The 19,557-nt window shown below is 70.1% G+C and carries 14 protein-coding genes and 1 pseudogene; 11 read left to right on the top strand and 4 right to left on the bottom strand.

All coding sequences use genetic code 11. The features are described 5' to 3' along the window. Position 1: 1 nt before the first annotated feature. The 11 genes from ACFU9P_RS01850 to ACFU9P_RS01800 are packed head-to-tail and all read left to right on the top strand — an operon-like array spanning position 2 to position 11,112. Complete coding sequence (locus ACFU9P_RS01850; RefSeq protein WP_384077122.1) at positions 2 to 1,081, top strand: ABC transporter permease; 1,080 nt, start codon at positions 2 to 4, stop codon at positions 1,079 to 1,081. Positions 1,082 to 1,084: 3 nt separating this feature from the next. Next, a complete protein-coding gene (locus ACFU9P_RS01845) occupies positions 1,085 to 1,978 on the top strand; it encodes an amidohydrolase family protein (RefSeq protein ID WP_376376565.1) in 894 nt (297 codons plus the stop codon). A 26-nt stretch (positions 1,979 to 2,004) separates the two neighbouring features. Further along, a complete protein-coding gene (locus tag ACFU9P_RS01840) occupies positions 2,005 to 2,697 on the top strand; it encodes a cupin domain-containing protein (protein WP_384077120.1) in 693 nt (230 codons plus the stop codon). Positions 2,698 to 2,713: 16 nt separating this feature from the next. Continuing rightward, complete coding sequence (locus tag ACFU9P_RS01835) at positions 2,714 to 3,238, top strand: YbhB/YbcL family Raf kinase inhibitor-like protein (RefSeq protein WP_376376560.1); 525 nt, start codon at positions 2,714 to 2,716, stop codon at positions 3,236 to 3,238. Continuing rightward, on the top strand, positions 3,235 to 4,413 hold the full coding sequence (locus ACFU9P_RS01830) for an FAD-dependent monooxygenase (RefSeq protein WP_384077117.1): 1,179 nt from the start codon (positions 3,235 to 3,237) through the stop codon (positions 4,411 to 4,413). The genes ACFU9P_RS01835 and ACFU9P_RS01830 overlap by 4 nt, the downstream gene beginning before the upstream one ends. A 14-nt stretch (positions 4,414 to 4,427) precedes the next feature. Next, positions 4,428 to 5,315 (top strand): MBL fold metallo-hydrolase, encoded by an 888-nt coding sequence (locus tag ACFU9P_RS01825; RefSeq protein WP_384077897.1) that lies wholly within the window; start codon positions 4,428 to 4,430, stop codon positions 5,313 to 5,315. A 29-nt stretch (positions 5,316 to 5,344) separates the two neighbouring features. Next, on the top strand, positions 5,345 to 5,731 hold the full coding sequence (locus tag ACFU9P_RS01820) for a carboxymuconolactone decarboxylase family protein (RefSeq protein ID WP_384077115.1): 387 nt from the start codon (positions 5,345 to 5,347) through the stop codon (positions 5,729 to 5,731). After that, the gene (locus tag ACFU9P_RS01815) at positions 5,728 to 6,609 is read left to right on the top strand and encodes an NAD(P)-dependent oxidoreductase (RefSeq protein ID WP_384077113.1); all 882 of its coding nucleotides are present in this window, start codon (positions 5,728 to 5,730) and stop codon (positions 6,607 to 6,609) included. Before ACFU9P_RS01820 ends, ACFU9P_RS01815 begins: the two co-directional genes overlap by 4 nt. Continuing rightward, a complete protein-coding gene (locus tag ACFU9P_RS01810) occupies positions 6,606 to 8,039 on the top strand; it encodes an aldehyde dehydrogenase family protein (RefSeq protein ID WP_384077111.1) in 1,434 nt (477 codons plus the stop codon). Before ACFU9P_RS01815 ends, ACFU9P_RS01810 begins: the two co-directional genes overlap by 4 nt. A gap of 47 nt (positions 8,040 to 8,086) precedes the next feature. Next, entirely contained in the window at positions 8,087 to 9,598 is a 1,512-nt protein-coding gene (locus ACFU9P_RS01805) for an aldehyde dehydrogenase family protein (RefSeq protein ID WP_384077109.1), read from the top strand. After that, positions 9,595 to 11,112, top strand: a complete 1,518-nt coding sequence (locus ACFU9P_RS01800) for a GMC family oxidoreductase (protein WP_384077107.1) — start codon at positions 9,595 to 9,597, stop codon at positions 11,110 to 11,112. Before ACFU9P_RS01805 ends, ACFU9P_RS01800 begins: the two co-directional genes overlap by 4 nt. Before the next feature lie 528 nt (positions 11,113 to 11,640). On the opposite strand, the gene ACFU9P_RS01795 is transcribed toward ACFU9P_RS01800, so the two are convergent. The 4 genes and pseudogenes from ACFU9P_RS01795 to ACFU9P_RS01780 all read right to left on the bottom strand — a co-directional run bounded on the left by ACFU9P_RS01795 (position 11,641) and on the right by ACFU9P_RS01780 (position 19,461). Beyond that, positions 11,641 to 13,164, bottom strand: coding sequence for an aldehyde dehydrogenase family protein (locus ACFU9P_RS01795; protein WP_384077896.1), 1,524 nt, complete (start codon positions 13,162 to 13,164; stop codon positions 11,641 to 11,643). A gap of 255 nt (positions 13,165 to 13,419) precedes the next feature. Beyond that, positions 13,420 to 14,862, bottom strand: a pseudogene (locus tag ACFU9P_RS01790) (APC family permease); the annotation flags it as partial. A 241-nt stretch (positions 14,863 to 15,103) separates the two neighbouring features. Then, entirely contained in the window at positions 15,104 to 16,474 is a 1,371-nt protein-coding gene (locus ACFU9P_RS01785; protein ID WP_384077105.1) for an SWF or SNF family helicase, read from the bottom strand. Further along, positions 16,471 to 19,461 (bottom strand): DEAD/DEAH box helicase, encoded by a 2,991-nt coding sequence (locus ACFU9P_RS01780; protein ID WP_384077103.1) that lies wholly within the window; start codon positions 19,459 to 19,461, stop codon positions 16,471 to 16,473. Before ACFU9P_RS01780 ends, ACFU9P_RS01785 begins: the two co-directional genes overlap by 4 nt. Between the last annotated feature and the right edge of the window lie 96 nt (positions 19,462 to 19,557).

Raw genomic sequence — 19,557 nt, 5'->3', positions numbered from 1 at the left:
CATGGGGATCTTCGACGTCGCCTTCCTCGTCTCCGCGGTGACCATCGCCGCACCGATCCTGCTGGCCGCCACGGGCGAACTCGTCTCCGAGAAGGCGGGCGTGATCAATGTCGGCCTTGAGGGCGTCATGCTCACCGGCGCCTTCACCGCCTACTGGACGATGATCGGCACCGGCAACATGTTCGTCTCCTTCCTCGGGGGCCTGGCCGGTGGACTGCTCTTCGGTGTCCTGATGTCCGTGCTCGCCATCGAGGCCAAGGTCGACCAGATCGTGTCGGGCATCGCGATCGGCCTGCTCGGCTATGGCATCACGACCTTCCTCAACAGCGATGTGATCAAGGATCCGAAGACCCTCGCGCCGATGCAGCGCCACGGCATCCCCGGCCTCGAACACCTGCCGGTGGTCGGCCAGGCGCTCTTCAACCAGGACGTGTTCATCTACGTCACCGCGGTCGTCGTCGTACTCGTCGCGCTGGCGATGACGCGCACGACCTGGGGCGTGAACCTCAAGGCGGTGGGCGAGACGCCGATCGCCGCCGATGCGGCCGGTGTCAGCGTGCGCGGCCTGCGCTGGGCGGCGACCGTGTTCTCGGCGGGCTGCGCCGGACTGGCCGGTGCCTACCTCTCGATCGGCGATGTCGGTGTCTTCCGCGAGTCGATGACCGGTGGCCGTGGCTACCTTGCCCTGGCCGCGGTGCTCTTCAGCCGCTGGCGTCTGGGCGGGGTCGGCCTGGCCGTGACGATCTTCGCGGTCACCGATGCCACCCAGCTCCGGCTGCAGGCACTGGGGGAGATCCCGCGCGAGGTCTGGATCGCGGCTGCCCTGATCGCGGTCGTCGTCCTGGCGCTGCGCGCCCGGGGCCGGGCCAGTATCCGGCTCACCGGCGGCGACGCCTTCATCGGCGTCGTACTGATCGCCCTGGTGGTCACCGTGATCGCCGCACCGAAGACAACCCTGCCGGTCCCGCTGTGGCTGGCGATGCCCTACGTCCTCGCGCTGGTCGCGCTGGCCACCGCCGGGAACACCCGGAACCAGGCGCCGACCGCCCTGGCTATTCCCTATCTGCGAAGTGAGACCTGAGCCGTGATCACCGATGTGCATACGCACTTCTGGACCCCCGACCACCAGGGCTCGCCGTGGTCCGACGGACTGGAGCGGGTGAACCGCGAGCTCTCCGAGGAGGAGATCGACCGGGTCACGCTGGAGTCCTACACCCAGCGGGTGGCACCGGCCGAGCGGACGATCGTCTTCGGTCTCCAGGCCTTCGCGTCGGGGATCGTCGTACCGAATGATGCAATTGCTGACTTCGTACGCAAGGTGGGCGGCCACACCGTCGGCTTCATGTCGGTCGACCCCACCCGCCACGACGCCTGCGACGAGATCGAGCGCTGCCACGCCGAGCTCGGCCTCCAGGGCATCAAGCTCGGGCCGATCTATCAGGGCACCTCGCCGCTGCACCCGCTCACCCTGCGGGTCTTCAAGACCGCCGAGCGACTCGGCCTGCCGGTGATGATCCATCAGGGCGCGGTCTTCGCCAGCGCCGGCCGGCTCGCCGACTCCGTCGCCCTGCTCCTCGACGATGTCGCGATCGCCTTCCCCGACCTGCGCATCGTGATCGCACACATGGGCCACCCGTGGATCTACGAGACCGTCACGGTGATGCGTCGCCACGCCAACGTGTACGCCGACACCTCTGCGATCCCCAGCCGCCCGACCGTGCTGGCCAATGCGCTCGTCGCCGCCAAGGAGTACGGCGTCCTGCACAAGGTCCTCTTCGGCAGTGATTCACCCATGGTGAGTGCCGAGTCCGCCGTCGACGGCCTGCACAAGGTGGTCACACAGACCCGGCGGCACAGCTACACCGCCATCACCGACGAGGAACTGCACGAGCTCCTGCACCGACCCGCGTTCGAACTCCTCGGCATCACCGACCCGGTGACCGAGCCCGCTCTCGACCTGGCCCCGACCAGTTCCTGATCCATCCCCACGAAGAAAGAGTGACGATGTCAGACGACACGACGGCTCCCGTCGCGGCGCCCTTCCGGAACGCCGACGCGGTGTTCTGCGGACCGCTCCCGGTGGAGATCTCGATGGAGCCGATCGTCAGCGGAGCGGAATTCGCCTACGAGGACGTGCTCCTCGACGACGACAACGGCTTCTTCGCGGTGTGGGCGTGTGACGCCGGTGTCTACCCGCGCCACAAGGACCGCCGCGGTTCGTTCATGTACCTGCTCGAGGGCGGCGGCTCGATCGTCGACGAGGACGGCACCGAGTACGAACTCACCGCCGACTCGATCCTGATCCTCCCCTTCGGCTGGAAGGGCCGCTGGAAGATCACCAAGACGGTGCGCAAGGTCTACGTGCACACGACGCCGGTGCCGCCGTACCGTGAAGGCGTCCAGAAGTGCACCTTCGTCCCGACCGACGAGGTCGCCCAAGACGGCGTCGTCTCCGACGGCCCCGACGGGACCGCGCTCCTGCGCACCACCGAGGTCGGCGAGCACACCGAAGCGATGCGCGGACGAGCCCGCTTCGTCTACGTGCTCTCCGGCATCGCCGTCCTCGAGAACACCGACGGCTCGCAGACCGAGCTGACCAGCGGCGCCACCGTCGGCCTCCCCGACGGCTGGTCCGGCACCCTGCGCGTCACCGAGCCGCTGCGCACCTTCGACGTCATCTCCACCCCCGCCCGTTGATCCAGGAGAGAACCCCATGACCGACGACCCGTACGCCGTCGTCACCCCGGCGCCCGCACTCACCGTCACCAGCAAAGACCTTGTCCACGGGACGGAGGTGCCCGTCCCGTTCCGCGACCCGGCCATCGGCGGCACCGACGCCAGCCCGCAGCTGTCGTGGTCGGACTTCCCCGCGGAGACCAAGAGCTTCGCGATCACCTGCTACGACCCCGACGCCCCGACCGGCATCGGCTTCATGCACTGGGCGGTCTTCAACATCCCGGTGACGACCACCGAGCTGCCGACCGGTGCGGGTGCACCCGGATCCGCCGACCTGCCCGCCGGCGCGGTGACGCTGCCCAACGACGTCCGCCTCCCGCAGTACGTCGGCCCCAACCCGCCGCCGGGCTCCGGACGCCACCGCTATGTCTTCATCGTGCACGCCGTCGACGTGGCGCACCTGGAGATCCCGGCCGACCTGACGCCGACCGTGCTCGGCTTCAACCTGCACTTCCACACTCTTGCCCGCGGCAGCCTCACGGGCTGGGTGGATTCTGAATGAGCACGATCGCGTTCGAGGGGAGAACCATGAGTGACCAGGCCCGTCACGCTGAAGTTGCCGGCGCCGGTTTCGCCGGGCTGACCGTCAGCATCGCCCTCGCCCGCAAGGGATGGAGCGTCCGCCTGCACGAACAGAACGACGAGCTGCGCGACTTCGGCGCCGGCATCCTGTTGTGGCGCAACGCGATGCTCGCGCTCGAGGTGATCGGCGTCGCCGCGACGATCCGCGAGCGGGGTGTCCTGCCCGACTCCTACGACACCAGCCTCAACGGTGAACTCGTGTCCGAGGAGATTCCGGGCTTCCCGTACTGGGCGATCACCCGCCCCGAGCTGCACGCCCTGCTGACCGATGCCGCCCGTGAGGTCGGTGTCGAGATCGTGGCTGGTTCGAAGGCGGTGGCCGCTGAGCCGGCCGGCGTACTGGTGCTCGAGGACGGGAGCCGGCTCGAGGCGGACCTCGTGGTCGCCACCGACGGTGCCGGTTCGGCTGTCCGCAATTCGCTGCCCGCCCTGGTGCAGGAGCGGAAGAAGTACCAGGACGGCGTCTGCCGGGTACTGATCCCGCGGCCCGACGAGTTCAAGGGCGAGGAGTGGGACCGCGTCATCGACTTCTGGACCCTCGAGCCGGATGCCATGCGGATCCTGTTCATCCCGACCGGGCCGGACACGATCTACATGGGCATGATGGCCTCGACCGCGAACGAGCGTGCCTCACGGATCCCGATCGATGTCGAGGTGTGGTCCGAGCGTTTCCCGCACCTGGCCGGCGCGATCGAGCTCGCCGGCGTGGCCACCGGCGGACGTCACGACGCCTACCAGACCAACAAGGTGACGCCGTGGTCCGACAACCGCGTCGTCCTCGTCGGTGATGCCGCCCACGCGATGTGTCCGGCCCTCGGTCAGGGCGCCAGCGTCGGCATCGTCAATGCCGTCGAGCTGGCGCACACGCTCGACCAGTACGACGACATCACCGAGGCCCTTGCGATCTGGGAGGAACGCGAGCGCCCGATGTCGGATGCCGCGCAGGCCCGTAGTGCCTTCATGGCCGAGACCCGCACGATGGCGAAGGGCAATGGCTTCTCCGCCGAAGTGATGGAGACCGCCAACTTCGAACTCTCCGCCGCGGGACCCGACGTACTCGCTCTGTATCCGGTGCCCGAAGGGGCACGGCCGTGACCACGGACACCGTGATGATCGGCGATGTCGAGATCACCCGGATCCAGGAGTACGCCGGACCAAGCCTCGCGGTCCCGGCGAAGCTGTTCCCGGACAGCGACCCGTCGTACTGGCACGACAACGCCGACTGGCTCTCGCCGGACTTCTTCGATGCGGGCACAGGCACCTTGCGTTCGGTGCTGCACTCCTGGTTGATCCGCAGCCAGGGGCGCCTGATCCTCCTCGACACGGGTGCCGGCAACGACAAGGAACGGCCGTACGCATCCGTTTACGGTCACCACCGCACCGGGTACCTGGACAACCTCGCCGCGGTCGGGGTTGCGCCGGACGACATCGATGTGGTCGTCAACACGCATCTCCACGTCGACCACGTCGGCTGGAACACCCGCCTCGACGGCCGTTCCTGGGTCCCGACGTTCCCCAACGCCGAGTACCTGATGACCTCGGAGGACTTCGAGTTCTGGAATCCCTTGCTGCACCCGAGGGAACCCGGCGACGGCAACCAGAACGTCTACGAGGACAGCGTCGCTCCGGTCCACGAGGCGGGCCTCGTCCACCTCTGGAGCGGTCGCCACCGGCTGGACGACGACCTGGTGCTCGAGGCCACGCCGGGCCACACGCCGGGCACCGCGATCCTGCGGATCGAGTCGAGAGGGCAGGGCGCGTTGTTCGTCGGCGACATCCTGCACTCACCGGTGCAGGTCGCTGCACCGGACGTGAACAGCTGCTACTGCGAGGACCCGGTCCAGGCGCGCGCCCAGCGGCGTCGGCTCCTGGGCGAGGCGAGCGAGCGCAACCTGCTCGTCTTCCCCGGTCACTTCGGCGGACACTCCGCCTGTCGCGTCGCCGCTGACGCCAACGCGTTCGTCATCACCGACTGGGCCGACCTGGCTCGGATCTGAATTCCGTACCCATCCCCGGAAAGGGACCCATGAACCAGGACCTGTACGACCAGGGCATCGCGATGCGTCGGAAGGTGCTCGGCGACGCGCACGTGGATGCTTCGTTGGCCGCAGCCACCGACTTCTCCCGCGACCTGCAGGAGTACGTCACCCAGTACTGCTGGGGAGACATCTGGAACCGCCCCGGCCTGACGCTGCAGGAGCGCAGCCTCGTCAACCTTGGGATGATCACCGCCCTCAACCGCGGCCACGAGCTCAAGGCGCACGTCCGTGGCGCGATCAACAACGGCGTCACCGTCGAGCAGATCAAGGAGGTCCTCATGCAGACCGCCTTCTACTGCGGCGGTCCCGCTGCTCTCGAGGCCTTCCGTCTCGCCGCCGAGGTCATCGCCCAGATGGACTCCGAGTCGAAATGAGCGAACTGCGGACCCTGGGCTTCATCGGCCTGGGGAAGATGGGTACGCCGATGGCCTCCCTGCTGCACCGGGCCGGCTTCGCCCTCGTCGTCGGCGATCTCGACGAGCAGGCGGTCGCCGGCTTCGTCGACGAGCACCCCGGTGCCGCCGCCGCGACGGGCCCGTCGTCGTACGGCGAGGTCGACGCGTTGGTGCTGATGGTCCCCAACAGTGCGGTCGTCGAGGCCGTGCTCGAGACCGACGGTGTCGCCGCCGTACTGCGACCCGGAACGCTCGTCGTGGACATGAGTTCCTCGGTACCGACGCGTACCCGGGCGCTGGCCGCCCGGCTGACCGGGGCAGGCCTGCGCTTCGTGGACGCGCCCGTTTCCGGTGGTGTCCGCGGTGCCGTCGCCGGGAGGCTGGCCGTGATGGCCGGAGGGGAGCGGTCCGATCTCGACCAGCTGGTGCCGGTCTTCGAGCCGCTCGCTTCCACGGTGATCATGGTCGGACCGGTTGGTTCGGGCCACGCCGCCAAGGCGCTGAACAATCTCGTTTCGGCCGCGACCATCTCGGTCACGGTCGAGGCACTCCAGCTGGGGGAGCGGTTCGGCATCACCCCGGAGACCATGACCGAGGTGCTGAACAGTTCCTCGGGCCGCTCCAACACCAGTGAGAACAAGGTCATCCAGTTCATGACGAGCGGCACCTTCGGGTCCGGCTTCGCCCTCCAACTGATGGCCAAGGATGTCGGCATCGCCGTCGACCTGGCCGACGACCTCCACCAGGAGGCCGAGGTCGCCCACGAGGTGGCCCGACAGTGGAGCCGGATCGCCGCCGCGGTCTCCGCCGAGACCGACCACACCCAGATGTACGAGCTGATCGGAGCACAGCGTTGAGCGAGAACGATGCGGTGCTGACGCACTGGATCGACGGGAAGACGGTGGCCGCGGCCACCTCGCGCCCCGGCGAGAACCCCGCCACCGGTGGCGCCGGAGTTGAGACCGGTCTGGGCAGTGCGGCCGATGTCGACCTGGCCGTCCGTGCGGCTGCCGCGGCGGCCCCCGGCTGGCGCCGGTACGCCTCGATGGAGCGCGGTCGGCTGCTCTCGGCCGTCGCGGACCGGCTGCGCGCCGATGTCGACCGGCTTGCCGAACTCGAGTCCGCCGACACCGGCAAGCCGCTGGAACTGTCGGCGGCCGAGATCCGAGGCAGCGCCGACTACTTCGAGTTCTACGCCGGTCTGGTCAACCTGCCGACCGGTGACGTCCTCGACATCCAGCCTGATCTGCACGTCTACACCCGTCGTGAGCCCTTCGGGGTGATCGGGGTGATCACTCCGTGGAACCTGCCGATCAATCAGGCGGCACGGGCGTGTGCACCGGCGCTGGCTGCCGGCAACACCGTCGTCGCCAAGCCGGCCGAATCCACGTCGCGTACGACGCTCGAGCTGGCCCGGATCGCCACCGAGGTGGGCCTGCCCGACGGGGTGCTCAACGTCGTACTCGGCCGCGGCAGCGAGGTCGGCACCGCGATCGTCGAACATCCCCTGGTCCGCAAGGTGGCCTTCACCGGTTCCGTGCGGGTCGGCCAGGAGATCGGGCGGATCGCCGCCGACCGGGTACTGCCGCTCACTCTCGAACTCGGCGGCAAGTCGGCCAACATCGTCTTCGCCGATGCCGACCTGGAGTCCGCGGCGAGCGAGGCCGTGCGTGCCTTCGTCACCAACGCCGGACAGGTGTGCTCCTCCGGCACCCGCCTGCTGGTCGAGCGATCCGTGCACGACACGTTCGTCGAGGCAGTCGCCCGCGTCGCTGCCGCCGTACGGCCTGGGGAGAACCTCGGTCCGATGATCACCCGCGACCAGTACGAGACGGTGCAGCGCTATTTCAAGGTCGCCGTCGAGGAGGGCGCGACCCCCGTGATCGGTGGCCATGTCGCCACGGTGCCGGGCCGGGAGGGCGGTTTCTACGTCGAACCGACCGTCTACACCGGCGTCACCAACGACATGACGGTAGCTCGCGAGGAGGTCTTCGGGCCCGTGCTCGCGGTGATCCCGTTCGACACGGAGGACGAGGCGGTCGCGATCGCGAACGACTCCGACTTCGGTCTCGTCGGTGGCGTCTTTACCGCGGACATCTCCCGTGCCTTCCGGGTCGCGGAATCGATCGAGGCCGGCCAGGTCTACGTCAACTCCTGGTCGACCCAGTCGGTGCAGATGCCCTTCGGTGGCCACAAGCTCAGCGGCTACGGCCGGGAGAAGGGCATCGAGGCGCTGCTGCACTACTCCCACGTCAAGAGCATCAGCGTCCGGCTCGCCCTAGCCTGACCACCTCGCCCTCGTTCGCTTCGTCCCATCGACAACCAGGTACGGTCATGACTGCCATTTCCCCCTTCACTCCCCTGCTCGAGGCGGACATCGACGCCGCCACCCGGATGTTCATCGGCGGCGAATGGGTCACCGCGCAAGGCGGTGAGACCTTCGACGTCCACGACCCGGCCGACGGCCGGGTGATCGCCCAAGTGCCTGCCGCGCAGCCGGCCGACGTCGACGCCGCGGTGGCCGCGGCACGTGCCGCACTCGCCCCCGCGGGACCGTGGCGCACGATGACGCCGCAGGTACGCGGCCGGCTGCTCTGGAAGCTGGCCGATCTCGTCGAGCGCGATGTCGAGAGACTTTCGGCGATCGACTCGGTCGACAGCGGCAAGCCCATGGACGAGATGCGCTACTTCGACATCCCATTCTCGGTCGACGTACTCCGGTACTACGCCGGCTGGGCCACCAAGATCACCGGCGACACCATCCCGATCTCCTACCCGGCCGGCCACGGCGGCACCTTCCATGCCTACACGCTGAAGGAGCCTGTCGGCGTCGTCGCGGCGATCGTGCCGTGGAACCTGCCTCTCCTGATGGCGATCAAGAAGCTGGCACCTGCCCTGGCCACCGGCTGCACGATCGTCGTCAAGCCTGCCGAGCAGACCCCGCTGTCCATCGCGGCGCTGACTCAGCTGACCATGGAGGCGGGCTTCCCGCCGGGAGTGATCAACTACGTCACCGGCCTCGGCGAGGTCGCCGGCGCCGCGCTCTCGCACCACCGGGGCGTGGACAAGGTCACCTTCACCGGCTCGGTGCCGACGGGCAAGGACATCGTCCGCGCGGCCGCCGACAACCTCAAGCGGGTCTCGCTCGAGCTCGGCGGGAAGTCGCCGAACATCGTCTTCGACGACGCCGACCTCGACGCCGTCGTCGCGGGCGCGGCCGCCGCCGCCTTCGCGACGCAGGGGGAGAGCTGCATCGCCGGCTCCCGTCTCTACGTGCAGCGCGGCGTCTTCGACGAGGTGGTACGCCGCCTCGGCGAGCACGCCGCCTCCATCCGGCTGGGACGCGGCACCGCCGAGGGCACTCAGATGGGCCCGCTGATCTCGGCCGAGCACCGCGACCGGGTCCTGGACTACATCAAGATCGGCATCGACGAGGGCGCCGAGCTGGTCACCGGTGGCAAGGCGCCCACCGGCCAGGGATACGACGGCGGCTACTTCGTCGAACCGACCGTGCTCATCAATGCCGCCCCCGAAGCGCGAATCATGCACGAGGAGATCTTCGGTCCCGTCGTCTCCGCAGTTGCCTTCGACACCGAGGAGGAGGTGCTCGCCCTCGCGAACAACACCCGCTTCGGCCTCGGTGCCGCGGTGTGGACCAAGGACATCTCGCGCGCGCACCGCATGGCTGCGGCGATCGAGTCCGGCCAGGTCTGGGTGAACTGCTACCAGGCCGCCGACTCCGCGCTGCCCTTCGGGGGCACCAAGGAGTCCGGCTGGGGCCGGGAGACCTGCCGCGAGACTCTCGAGGAGTACCTCGAGACGAAGACCGTCGTGGTCGCGCTGTGAGCGCGATCCTCGACTACGACGTCGTCGTGGTGGGGGCAGGGACCGCCGGCTGCGTGCTCGCCGCCCGGCTGAGCGAGAACCCGTCGACACGGGTGCTCCTCGTCGAGGCCGGTGTCGAGGACACCAGCGACCGGATCACCCGGACCCCCATCTGGCCCTGCCTGCGTGGCACCGACGTCGACTGGGCCTACGAGTCCGAGGTCCAGGCCGAGACGGGACACGTCCATGACATCCCGCGTGGCCGGATCGTCGGCGGCACCGGCAGCATCAACGCGATGGCCTTCCTGCGTGGCGACCGCTCGGACTTTGACACCTGGGCCCACGATGGTTGCGTCGGCTGGGACTACGAGTCCGTGTTGCCGTACTTCAAGCGCTGCGAGACCTCGGTGCACCACGGCGACGACCCGACGCACAGAGGCGGCTCCGGGCCGCTGCGTCCAAGGCCTTCGCCGACGCTGCACCCGCTCTCCCGGGCCTACCTCGACGCGGCCGAGCAGGCGGGATTCCCGGTCGTCAAGGACCTCAACGGCGCGCGGCTGCGGGGTGCCGCCAGTCACGACCTGCTGATCGTCGACGGCGTCCGACAGACCACCGCGTCGGCATACCTGGACCCGGCACTGGCGCGTCCGAACCTCGACCTGATGACCTCGGCGCTGGTCACGGGGATCGACCTCGACAGAGAGCGCTGCGTCGGGGTCAACCTGGTCAGCGCCGGCCGCCCGGTCCAGGTCCGGGCCCAGCGCACGGTGCTCGCCGCCGGTGCCATCGGTAGCCCGCACCTGCTGATGGCTTCAGGGATCGGTCCGGCCAAGCACCTCACCGACGTCGGGGTCCAGGTCCGGGTGGACAGCCCGGGCGTCGGGGCGCGACTGCTCGACCACATCATCCTGGCCGGGTTGACCGTGCGGGCCGCGCAGCCGCTGCCACCGCCGTCGGCAAATCTCGGTGAGGTCACCCTGCTGCTCGACAGCGAACCGGGGCGGGCCTCGGTCGACCTCCAGGTCGTGTTCATCCACGCGCCGTTCGCGAACCCCTGGCAGCAAGTCCCCGAGAACGGATTCACCTTCGGCGTCGGGCACATGCAACCCTCCAGCGTCGGCACGCTGACCCTGCGCAGCGCCGACCCGACGGTCGCGCCGGTGCTGGACTTCGGCTACCTGCGTGAGCCCGGCGACCTGCGCGCCCTGGTCACTGGAGTCCGCCAGGCCCTCGACCTGAGCATGATGCCGGCGTTCGACGCCTGGCGCGCCGAGCCGCACGCCCTCCTGGGCGCGTCCGACGCGGCGGTGGAAGCATTCGTCCGCGAGGCCGTGCAGTCCTACGGGCACGCAGCAGGCACCTGCCGGATGGGCGTCGACTCCACGTCCGTGGTCGACCCGAGGCTGCGGGTGCACGGCGTGGAGGGCCTGTACGTCGCCGACGCGTCGGTGATGCCCACGATCGTCTCGACCAACACCAACGCTGCCGCCGTGATGATCGCGGAGAAGGCGGCCGACCTGATCGGAGTTGGATGAGGGTGGCCTGCGATCGCGACTTTCCTACACGGCATGACGTATCCCGTGCGGGTCCAGTTGCCAAGACCATGTCCTAAACAGGCTCCTGACCAGCGACGATTCCTCCAGTGCTCGTTCGTGTGCTGCGCGAACACATACGAAGCTCCGGCGTTGCACCCGACGGACGCCTGTTCCACAACGCAGAGAGGAACTACATCGACGCCTCGGCGTACGGCATCACCTGGGGGCGAGCGCGTGAGGCTGTTATTTCGCTCGACGAGCACGCCCTTGACCTGACGAAGCCCCTACGACCTGCGCCACGCAGGAATCTCGTTCCGGCTTGCATCCGGTGTCGACCCCGCAGAGTGCGCGCGTAGGGCTGGACAGAGCATCCAGGGCCTCTTCCGCTACTACGCGAATTTCCTGGCCGAGGCGCGGAACCACGCCAACAGCTTGGGAGTAGGGGTGCATTTCGACTGACTGCCCAGACGTGTGCCTCGAAGGGCGCCTGACCAGTAAATACCCTGGTCAGGCGCCCTTTCTCTGGGCCTAGAAGAAGCCCAGCTTCTTCGGCGAATACGACACCAGCAAGTTTTTCGTCTGCTGGTAGTGGTCCAGCATCATGCGGTGGGTCTCCCGGCCGATGCCCGACTGCTTGTAGCCGCCGAAGGCCGCGTGGGCCGGGTAGGTGTGGTAGCAGTTGGTCCAGACGCGGCCTGCCTGGATCGCGCGGCCCGCGCGGTACGCGGTGTTCATGTCGCGGGTCCAGACGCCCGCGCCGAGGCCGTACGAGGTGTCGTTCGCCGTCTTGACCGCGTCGTCGAAGTCGCTGAACGAGGTCACCGCGAGCACCGGGCCGAAGATCTCCTCCTGGAAGATCCGCATCCGGTTGTTGCCCTGGAAGATGGTGGGCTGGACGTAGTAGCCGCCGGCCAGTTCGCCGTCGTACTCGATCCGCTCACCGCCCGTCAGGGTCTTCGCGCCCTCCTGCTGCCCGATGTCCAGATACGAAAGGATCTTCTCCAGTTGGTCGTTGGAGACCTGGGCGCCGATCATCGTCTCCGTGTCCAGCGGGTTGCCCGCCACGATCGCCTCGGTGCGGGCCACGCCCGCCTCCAGGAACTCGCTGTAGTGCCCGTCCTGGATCAGCGCCCGCGACGGACACGTGCACACCTCGCCCTGGTTCAGCGCGAACATGGTGAAGCCTTCGAGCGCCTTGTCGCGGAAGTCGTCGTCCGCGGCCCAGACGTCGTCGAAGAAGAGGTTCGGGCTCTTCCCGCCCAGTTCCAGGGTGACCGGCTTCAGATTCTCCGAGGCGTACTGCATGATCAGCCGCCCCGTCGCGGTCTCGCCGGTGAACGCGATCTTGGCCACGCGCGGGCTCGACGCCAGCGGCTTGCCCGCCTCGGTCCCGAAACCGTTCACGATGTTGACGACACCCGGCGGCAGCAGATCCGCGATCAGGCCCATCCACAAGTGGACCGAGGCCGGGGTCTGTTCGGCCGGCTTCAGTACGACGGTGTTGCCCGCGGCCAGCGCCGGCGCCAGCTTCCAGGTCGCCATCAGGATCGGGAAGTTCCACGGGATGATCTGCGCCACCACCCCGAGCGGCTCATGGAAGTGGTACGCGACGGTGTCCTCGTCGAGCTGGCTGAGCGAGCCCTCCTGGGCACGCAGCGCACCCGCGAAATACCTGAAGTGGTCGATGGCCAGCGGAATGTCGGCGGCGAGGGTCTCCCGTACCGGCTTGCCGTTCTCCCAGCTCTCCGCGACCGCCAGCTCCTCCAGATGCTCCTCCATCCGGTGCGCGATCCGGTTGAGCACATTGGCTCGCTCCGACACCGAGGTCCGTGCCCAGCCCGGCGCCGCGCCGTGTGCCGCGTCCAGCGCGCGCTCGACATCGTCGGCCGTGCCGCGGGCCATCTCGGTGAAGGCGCGGCCGTTGACCGGGCTCGGATTCTCGAAGTACTGGCCGTGGGCGGGCGGGACGTAGTCCCCGCCGATCCAGTGGTCGTAGCGCGACGCGTACGAGACGATCGCGCCCTCGCTGCCCGGTGCTGCGTAACAGGTCATGTCTGTGGCCTCCCGGTTGTCGCGCCGCCCGCTGCCGGACGCCGCGGATTCGACAGTGGGAACGGGTACGGTGCGAACGGGCCGCTGCGGTCGCGGCGGTCCGGACGCGGGGTGCGGTACGGCGGGCGCGCCGCCGTCGGTGGGCGGTGCGGCAGCCATGGGCGCGGTGGCGTGCTCGCGCCGGACGAGCCAGTAGTACGTAGAGCCGCAGGCGACGGCGGCCCCGACGAACAGGACCCCGCCCCAGCGCAGATACCAGTGGAACGGCGGCACCGCGTCGTACACCTCGGAGCGCGGCCAGGCGAGACTGACCGTCATACCGAGCCCCCACAGCACGGCCAGCAGATTGACGGGCAGTCCGAACCGGCCGAGCGAGAAGGCCTCATCGCCCGGGGACTGCCCTTCGCCCGGGGACCGCCCTTCGGCCGGCGGCGGGGCGCCGCGCAGCCGCCGGACCAGGAGTGGGACCGTGACCAGCAGACAGGCGAGCTGGATCACGATGACCGCGATGCTGCTCAGCACCGGGAAGATCCGTGGCTGCTGGGCATTGACCGCGAGGATCACGACGGCGAGCAGACCGGTGACGGCCGCCGCGATCACCGGAGTTCCGGAGCGCGGACTGATCCGGGCGAGATGCGCGGAGGCGGGGAGGGCGGTGTCGCGGGCCAGTGCGACCGTCAGCCGGATCGCGGCCGCGTGCACCGCCAGCGCGCACAGGGTGACGGCGATGATCACGCACCACAGCACGATCTCGCCGATGTCCGGACCGAGCGGGGAGAGCACGACAAAGCGGAGGCCGCCCTCGGACAGCCTCATGGAACGCAGTTCGGGCACGGACAGCAGCGCGTACAGGAGGACGAGTCCGCCGGTCAGGAAGACGGCCACGAGGGGGCGCAGGATCGCGCGCGGCGTGCTGGGGGCGGTGCGGGAGTTGTGGGGCTCCTCGTCGGACGCGGACGCCGTACCGGATCCGTACAGCAGATACGCGGCGGCCAGCGCGGCCGTCAGCAGGGCACCCGCATGCCCGAGCGACTGGCCGACATCGAACCCGTCCGTCCGGGTGGTCGCCCCCGGGCCATGGGTGAGGTACGCGGCCAGCAGCCCGACCAGGGTGAGGGCGGCGACCAGTTCGACCACCACTCCGGCGGAACTGATCCGGGACATCAGGCCTGCCCCGAAGGCATGGACGAGTGTGGTGAAGAGGATCAGGACCGAGCCGAGCAGCACGGCGTTCTCCGCCGCGTCGGTACGCCCCGTGCCGTTCCCCGCGAACTGGAAGAAGTCCGAGATCGGCGGCAGCGCGATCTGGTACGCGAGAGCCGCCGCGGCGAGGGCGAACACGGCCGCCGCCGACGCCGCCCAGCCGCCGAGCCGGCCGGTGCGCGGTCCGCCGAGCACCGTCGACCAGTGGTGGACCGAGCCGGCGGTGGGATGGCGGGCGGCCAGCTCGCAGAAGCACAGCGCCACCATGAGCTGGCCGAGGAACGTCAGCGGCCATGCCCACCAGTGGCCGGACCCGGCGAAGGCGACACCGAGGGGGAAGAGAAGGAAGAGACAGAGGGTACGGGTCAACTCGGGCGTGATGCCGAAGGACTTGTCGGGCGTGACATCGGAGGACTTGGCCGCCTCCTCGTTGTCCCCTTTTTTACTGTTGTCTCTGTTGTCCCTGCTCTGCTGTCCGAGCGACAGCTCAGGCATGACGGCTCCTCCGGTTCCGGACAGCACGCGACGCGGTCCGGCCCGGCTCGGACACGTACCGTAGTTCTCCGGTACTGACAGTAATGAGCCCGGGGCGGGTCCGCACCGCGAGCGGAGCGGGCGGGGCACGTGCCCGGCCGGATCCGCTCATCGTCACCGCACCCGCACCGCCCGACAAGAGCTTCCGTCGGCCAGACCCGGCGGTCCCGGGGGCAGCACCGCCGCCGTCACCCCTCTGCCGTCACCCCTGGGCCGGCGCCTCCGCCAGAGCGGCCGCCGGGTCCTGGTCCGGTGGGCCGGCCGGGGTCCAGTGGCCGTCAGGGGTCTCGCGGTAGGGCCACCAGCGGCCGTCGGGGGCGTAGCGCAGTTGGGCCGGTGTGCCGGCGAGGGACCAGCGCCCACCGCCCAGGGGCAGCAGGCGGGGGCGTTCGTCGTCCTCCCAGGCCGCGTGGAGAGCGGCCTCCGCCCGCGCGAGGGCCTCCGGTTCCGGCGTCCACTCCTCCTCCAGTACGGCGAGGCCCGCCGCGCCCCCGTACCGCCACGCCTGTACGGCGCGGTCCAGCTCGGCGCGCTCCCGGCCGGTGCCGGTGCCGGTGCCGGTGGCGAGCCGGGCCAGGAACCGGGTGTCGGAGGTCGTCGCCGCGAGCCGGACAGCATCCTGACGTACCGTCAACTCGGGCTCCAGCGGCTGGTGTTCATGCCCCGGTGCCAGCGCGTCGGACAGCATCCGCAGCGCCCGCGCCGCCGCGTCGGCAGCCAGGAACTCCAGCGCGTCCGCGTCCGCCTCGCCCGCCGGATCCGTGCCGGTGTCGAGGGCCGGGGGCTGCCCCGCCTCCCCGGGCAGCGGCGGGGGAGCGGGCAGCGGCGGCAGGCTGTCCCGTACCGCGAAGGCCGCCACCGCGGGCACCCCCGCGGTCTCGGTGACCGGCACCTCGGTGTCCCCCGCCTCCTCGTCCGTACCGGCTCCGGCGGCCCGCGACGCACGCGCCACACTGCGCATCTGGAGTTCGTCGAGCAGCCGGCGCTCGCCCCTGCCCCGCATCAGCAGCAGGACGAACGGATCCTGGTCCAGCAGCCGCGCCATCTGGTAGCAGAGCGCCGCCGAATGCGCGCAGTGGTCCCATGCCTCACAGCCGCACTCCGGCTCCAAGTCGCCGATTCCGGGCAGCAGTTCGACCCCGGCCGCCGCCGCGTCCTCGACCAGGTGCGGCGGCATCTCCCGGTCCAGCAGCGCCGCGATATGGCCCGCCCGGTCCACCGCCATGTCCAGGAAGCGGTCCCACCCCTCGTCGCTCAGCGGCTGCCACAGCACATCGCTGCGGTACGCGCTGCCGTCCTGGTCCTGGACGACCGCGGTGATCCGGCCCGGCCGTACGGACACCGCGCCGACGGCGCCCGCGCGGGCCTGCTTCCGCCCCTTCTTCAGCGGTTCGCCTTCGAGTGCGGTCTCCTCCAGCGCCTTCAGCCAGGCCCGGCCCCACCAGGTGTGCGCGAAACCGCGGCCCCGCACGGGTGCGGGCGCCGCGAAGGTCCGCTCGACGTCGTCCCGGCCGTCCGCGCCGCCCCAACCGCCCTCGGTACCCTGGCCGTTCCTGTTGTCCGTACTGCTCATCGCGCGCCCCCTCGCAGCTCCACCAGATCCGCCAGCTCGGCGTCGGTCAGTTCGGTCAGCGCCGCCTCGCCGGAGCCCAGCACCGCGTCGGCCAGTTCCTTCTTGCGGGCGAGCATCCCGGCGATCCGGTCCTCGATCGTGCCTTCGGTGATCATCCGGTGCACCTGTACGGGCCGGTGCTGCCCGATGCGGTACGCGCGGTCCGTCGCCTGAGCCTCCACCGCGGGGTTCCACCAGCGGTCGAAGTGGACGACATGCTCGGCCCGGGTGAGATTGAGCCCGGTGCCCGCCGCCTTCAACGACAGCAGGAAGACCGGCACTTCACCGTTCTGGAACCGGTCCACCATCGCCTCGCGCTCGGCGACCGGCGTACCACCGTGCAGAAACTGTGTCGGCACTCCGCGCGCCGCGAGATGCTGTTCGAGCAGCCGCGCCATCCGTACGTACTGCGTGAAGACCAGCACGCTCGCGCCCTCCGCGAGGATCGTGCCGAGCAGTTCGTCCAGCAGCTCCAGCTTGCCGGAGCGGTTCGCGATGCGCGGGTGCTCCTCCTTGAGGAACTGCGCCGGGTGGTTGCAGATCTGCTTGAGCCCGGTCAGCAGTTTGACGATCAGCCCGCGGCGCTCCATCCCGCCCGCCGCGCCGATCGCCGCGAGGGTCTCCCGTACCAGCGCCTCGTACAGCCCCGTCTGCTCCGTGGTGAGGGAGACGGCCCGGTCGGTCTCCGTCTTGGGCGGCAGCTCCGGCGCGATGCCCGGATCGGACTTGCGGCGGCGCAGCAGGAACGGGCCGACCAGAGCGGCGAGCCGCTCGGCCGCCGCCGGGTCGTCGCCGCTCTCGACGGACCGCGCGTACCGGGTACGGAAGGTGCCGAGGCGGCCGAGGAGCCCGGGGGTCGTCCAGTCGAGAATCGCCCACAGCTCGGAGAGGTTGTTCTCCACCGGGGTGCCGGAGAGCGCGACCCTGGCCCGGGCGCCGATCGTCCGCAGCGCCTTGGCGGTGGCGGAGTACGGATTCTTGATGTGCTGTGCCTCGTCCGCGACGACCATGCCCCAGTCGGTGCGGGCGAGCCCGGCCGCGTCGAGCCGCATCGTGCCGTAGGTGGTGAGGACGAACTCGCCGTCCGCCAGGGCCTCCAGGCCGCGGGTGGCGCCATGGAAGCGGCGTACGGGCGTACCGGGCGCGAACCGTTCGATCTCGCGCTGCCAGTTGCCCATCAGCGAGGCGGGACAGACCACCAGGGTCGGACCCGCGGCCGAGGCGTCGGTCTGCCGGTGGAGATGGAGCGCGATGAGGGTGATGGTCTTGCCGAGGCCCATGTCGTCCGCGAGACAGCCGCCGAGACCGAGCGAGGTCATCCGGTGCAGCCAGTTGAGGCCGCGGAGCTGGTAGTCGCGCAGTGTCGCGTCGAGCCCGGCGGGCGGGCCGATCTCCTGCTCCGTCCCGCCGGTCCGCTCGGGATCGGCGAGCCGGTCGCGCAGCCGCGCGAGCCAGCCGGACGCCTCGACCTCGACCCGGCGCCCTTCGACCTCGGTGGAACCGGTCAGTACGGCGCCGAGCGCGTCGAGCGGAGTGATCTTGTGGTCCCGGCTGTCCCGGGCGCGCCGGGCCTCGGCGGGGTCGATGAGCACCCACTGGTCGCGCAGCCGGACCACGGGGCGGCCGGCTTCGGCGAGCCGGTCCAGTTCGGCGGGGGTGAGCCGCTGACCGCCCAGCGCGAACTGCCAGTTGAAGGCGAGAAGGGCATCGGCCGAGAGGAAGGCGGGCAGGCCGCTGCTGGATCGCTGTTCGTTCTCGCTCGTGCCTTGGGTGTCGGTGTCGGTGTCGGAAGGGCCTATGACCGCGCGGGCCGTCAGGATACGGGCCAGCTCCCTCGGCCAGTGCACCTGGATGCCGGTCGTGGCCAGCGCGACGGACGCCTCGCCCAGCAGATCGGTGATGTCCTCGTCCGCGAGTTCGATGGCGTCGGGTACGGCGGCCGAGAGCAGCGGGGCGAGCGGGGGCCAGGCGCGGGCGGCGCGGCGCAGTGCGAGCAGCGCGTCCATCCGGGCGCGCGGGCCGAAGGCCGTACCGGTACCGGCGGATCCCGTACCCGTACCCGTACCCGCACCCTTGCCTGTCGCGCCCGTACCAGCACCTGTACCCGACCACACGGTGGCGGCGTCGGCGACGACCGTGGGATTCGCGGCGCTGTACATCTGGAGTACGGCGCGGAAGGCGGGCAGCGCGACATCCCCCGTGAAATCCCCCGCGCCGTCCGGGAGTTCGGGGCCCGGCGGCGCGGCGTCCGCGAGCCCCGGCAGTTCGACGCGCAGCGACAGCCGTACGCCCGCGTCATGACCGGCCGCCACATCTGCGGCCCAGCCGCGCAGTCCTGGAAACCGGCGCGCCGGCCCGGCGGCGAACGCGGGCCCCGCGGCGGCGAGTTCGGCGGCAGGTGTACGGGGCAGCGTGTCGACGACCGCGTCCAGGAAATCCCGCAACAGCCCTTCGGGCGCGGGCAGCATCAGCGGCCCCGGCTGTGCCGCGGGGAGCGGTACGGCGTGCGCGGACGGCGGCATCGCGGCGGCCAGCGCACGGATCCGCTCCAGATCCTCGGCCGTCAGCGGCCCGGCCCGCCAGGCGTCATGGTCCGTACCGGTGAGCCCCGGCAGCAGCCGTCCACGTGCCGCGAAGTGCAGCGCGAGCAGCGCGGCCGCGCCCCAGAAGGCCGTCGACGGTGAGGCATCCGCGTGCGTACGGGCCCTGGTGAGCAGCGGAAGCGAGGCCGGCACGGGCATCAGCAGTGCTCTGACCGTGAGAGGGTGGCCACAGGTGTCGACGACGGCCAGCTCCTCCACGGAGCCCAGTGCGGACGGTGGCTCCGCGCCGTCGGGGTGCCAGTGGGCCGTCCGGCCGGTACGGGCCGGGTCCGCGGGGAGAAAGACCGTGGAGCAGCGGGCGAGTTCGGAGATCCGGGAGAGCGTTGCCGCGGGGAGCCTGTGCACAGCGAAGACGCATTCCTCAAGTTTGACTACTGCGGGTCGGAGCCGCCGAGGGTACCTCACCGCGAAGCCACGCGGGAGCGGCACCACCGTGACCTG

This window comes from Streptomyces sp. NPDC057617 (assembly GCF_042800555.1).
Classification (GTDB): domain Bacteria; phylum Actinomycetota; class Actinomycetes; order Streptomycetales; family Streptomycetaceae; genus Streptomyces.
The sequence above is the reverse complement of the archived record's forward strand: the minus strand, read 5'-3'. Positions and strand labels throughout refer to the sequence as shown.

Coding starts and splice junctions, on each gene's coding strand:
- ACFU9P_RS01815 (WP_384077113.1), top strand. CDS start 5,728: ATGAGCGAACTGCGGACCCTGGGCTTCATCGGCCTGGGGAAGATGGGT.
- ACFU9P_RS01850 (WP_384077122.1), top strand. CDS start 2: ATGGGGATCTTCGACGTCGCCTTCCTCGTCTCCGCGGTGACCATCGCC.
- ACFU9P_RS01785 (WP_384077105.1), bottom strand. CDS start 16,474: ATGAGCAGTACGGACAACAGGAACGGCCAGGGTACCGAGGGCGGTTGG.
- ACFU9P_RS01805 (WP_384077109.1), top strand. CDS start 8,087: ATGACTGCCATTTCCCCCTTCACTCCCCTGCTCGAGGCGGACATCGAC.
- ACFU9P_RS01840 (WP_384077120.1), top strand. CDS start 2,005: ATGTCAGACGACACGACGGCTCCCGTCGCGGCGCCCTTCCGGAACGCC.
- ACFU9P_RS01825 (WP_384077897.1), top strand. CDS start 4,428: ATGATCGGCGATGTCGAGATCACCCGGATCCAGGAGTACGCCGGACCA.
- ACFU9P_RS01820 (WP_384077115.1), top strand. CDS start 5,345: ATGAACCAGGACCTGTACGACCAGGGCATCGCGATGCGTCGGAAGGTG.
- ACFU9P_RS01835 (WP_376376560.1), top strand. CDS start 2,714: ATGACCGACGACCCGTACGCCGTCGTCACCCCGGCGCCCGCACTCACC.
- ACFU9P_RS01795 (WP_384077896.1), bottom strand. CDS start 13,164: ATGACCTGTTACGCAGCACCGGGCAGCGAGGGCGCGATCGTCTCGTAC.
- ACFU9P_RS01830 (WP_384077117.1), top strand. CDS start 3,235: ATGAGCACGATCGCGTTCGAGGGGAGAACCATGAGTGACCAGGCCCGT.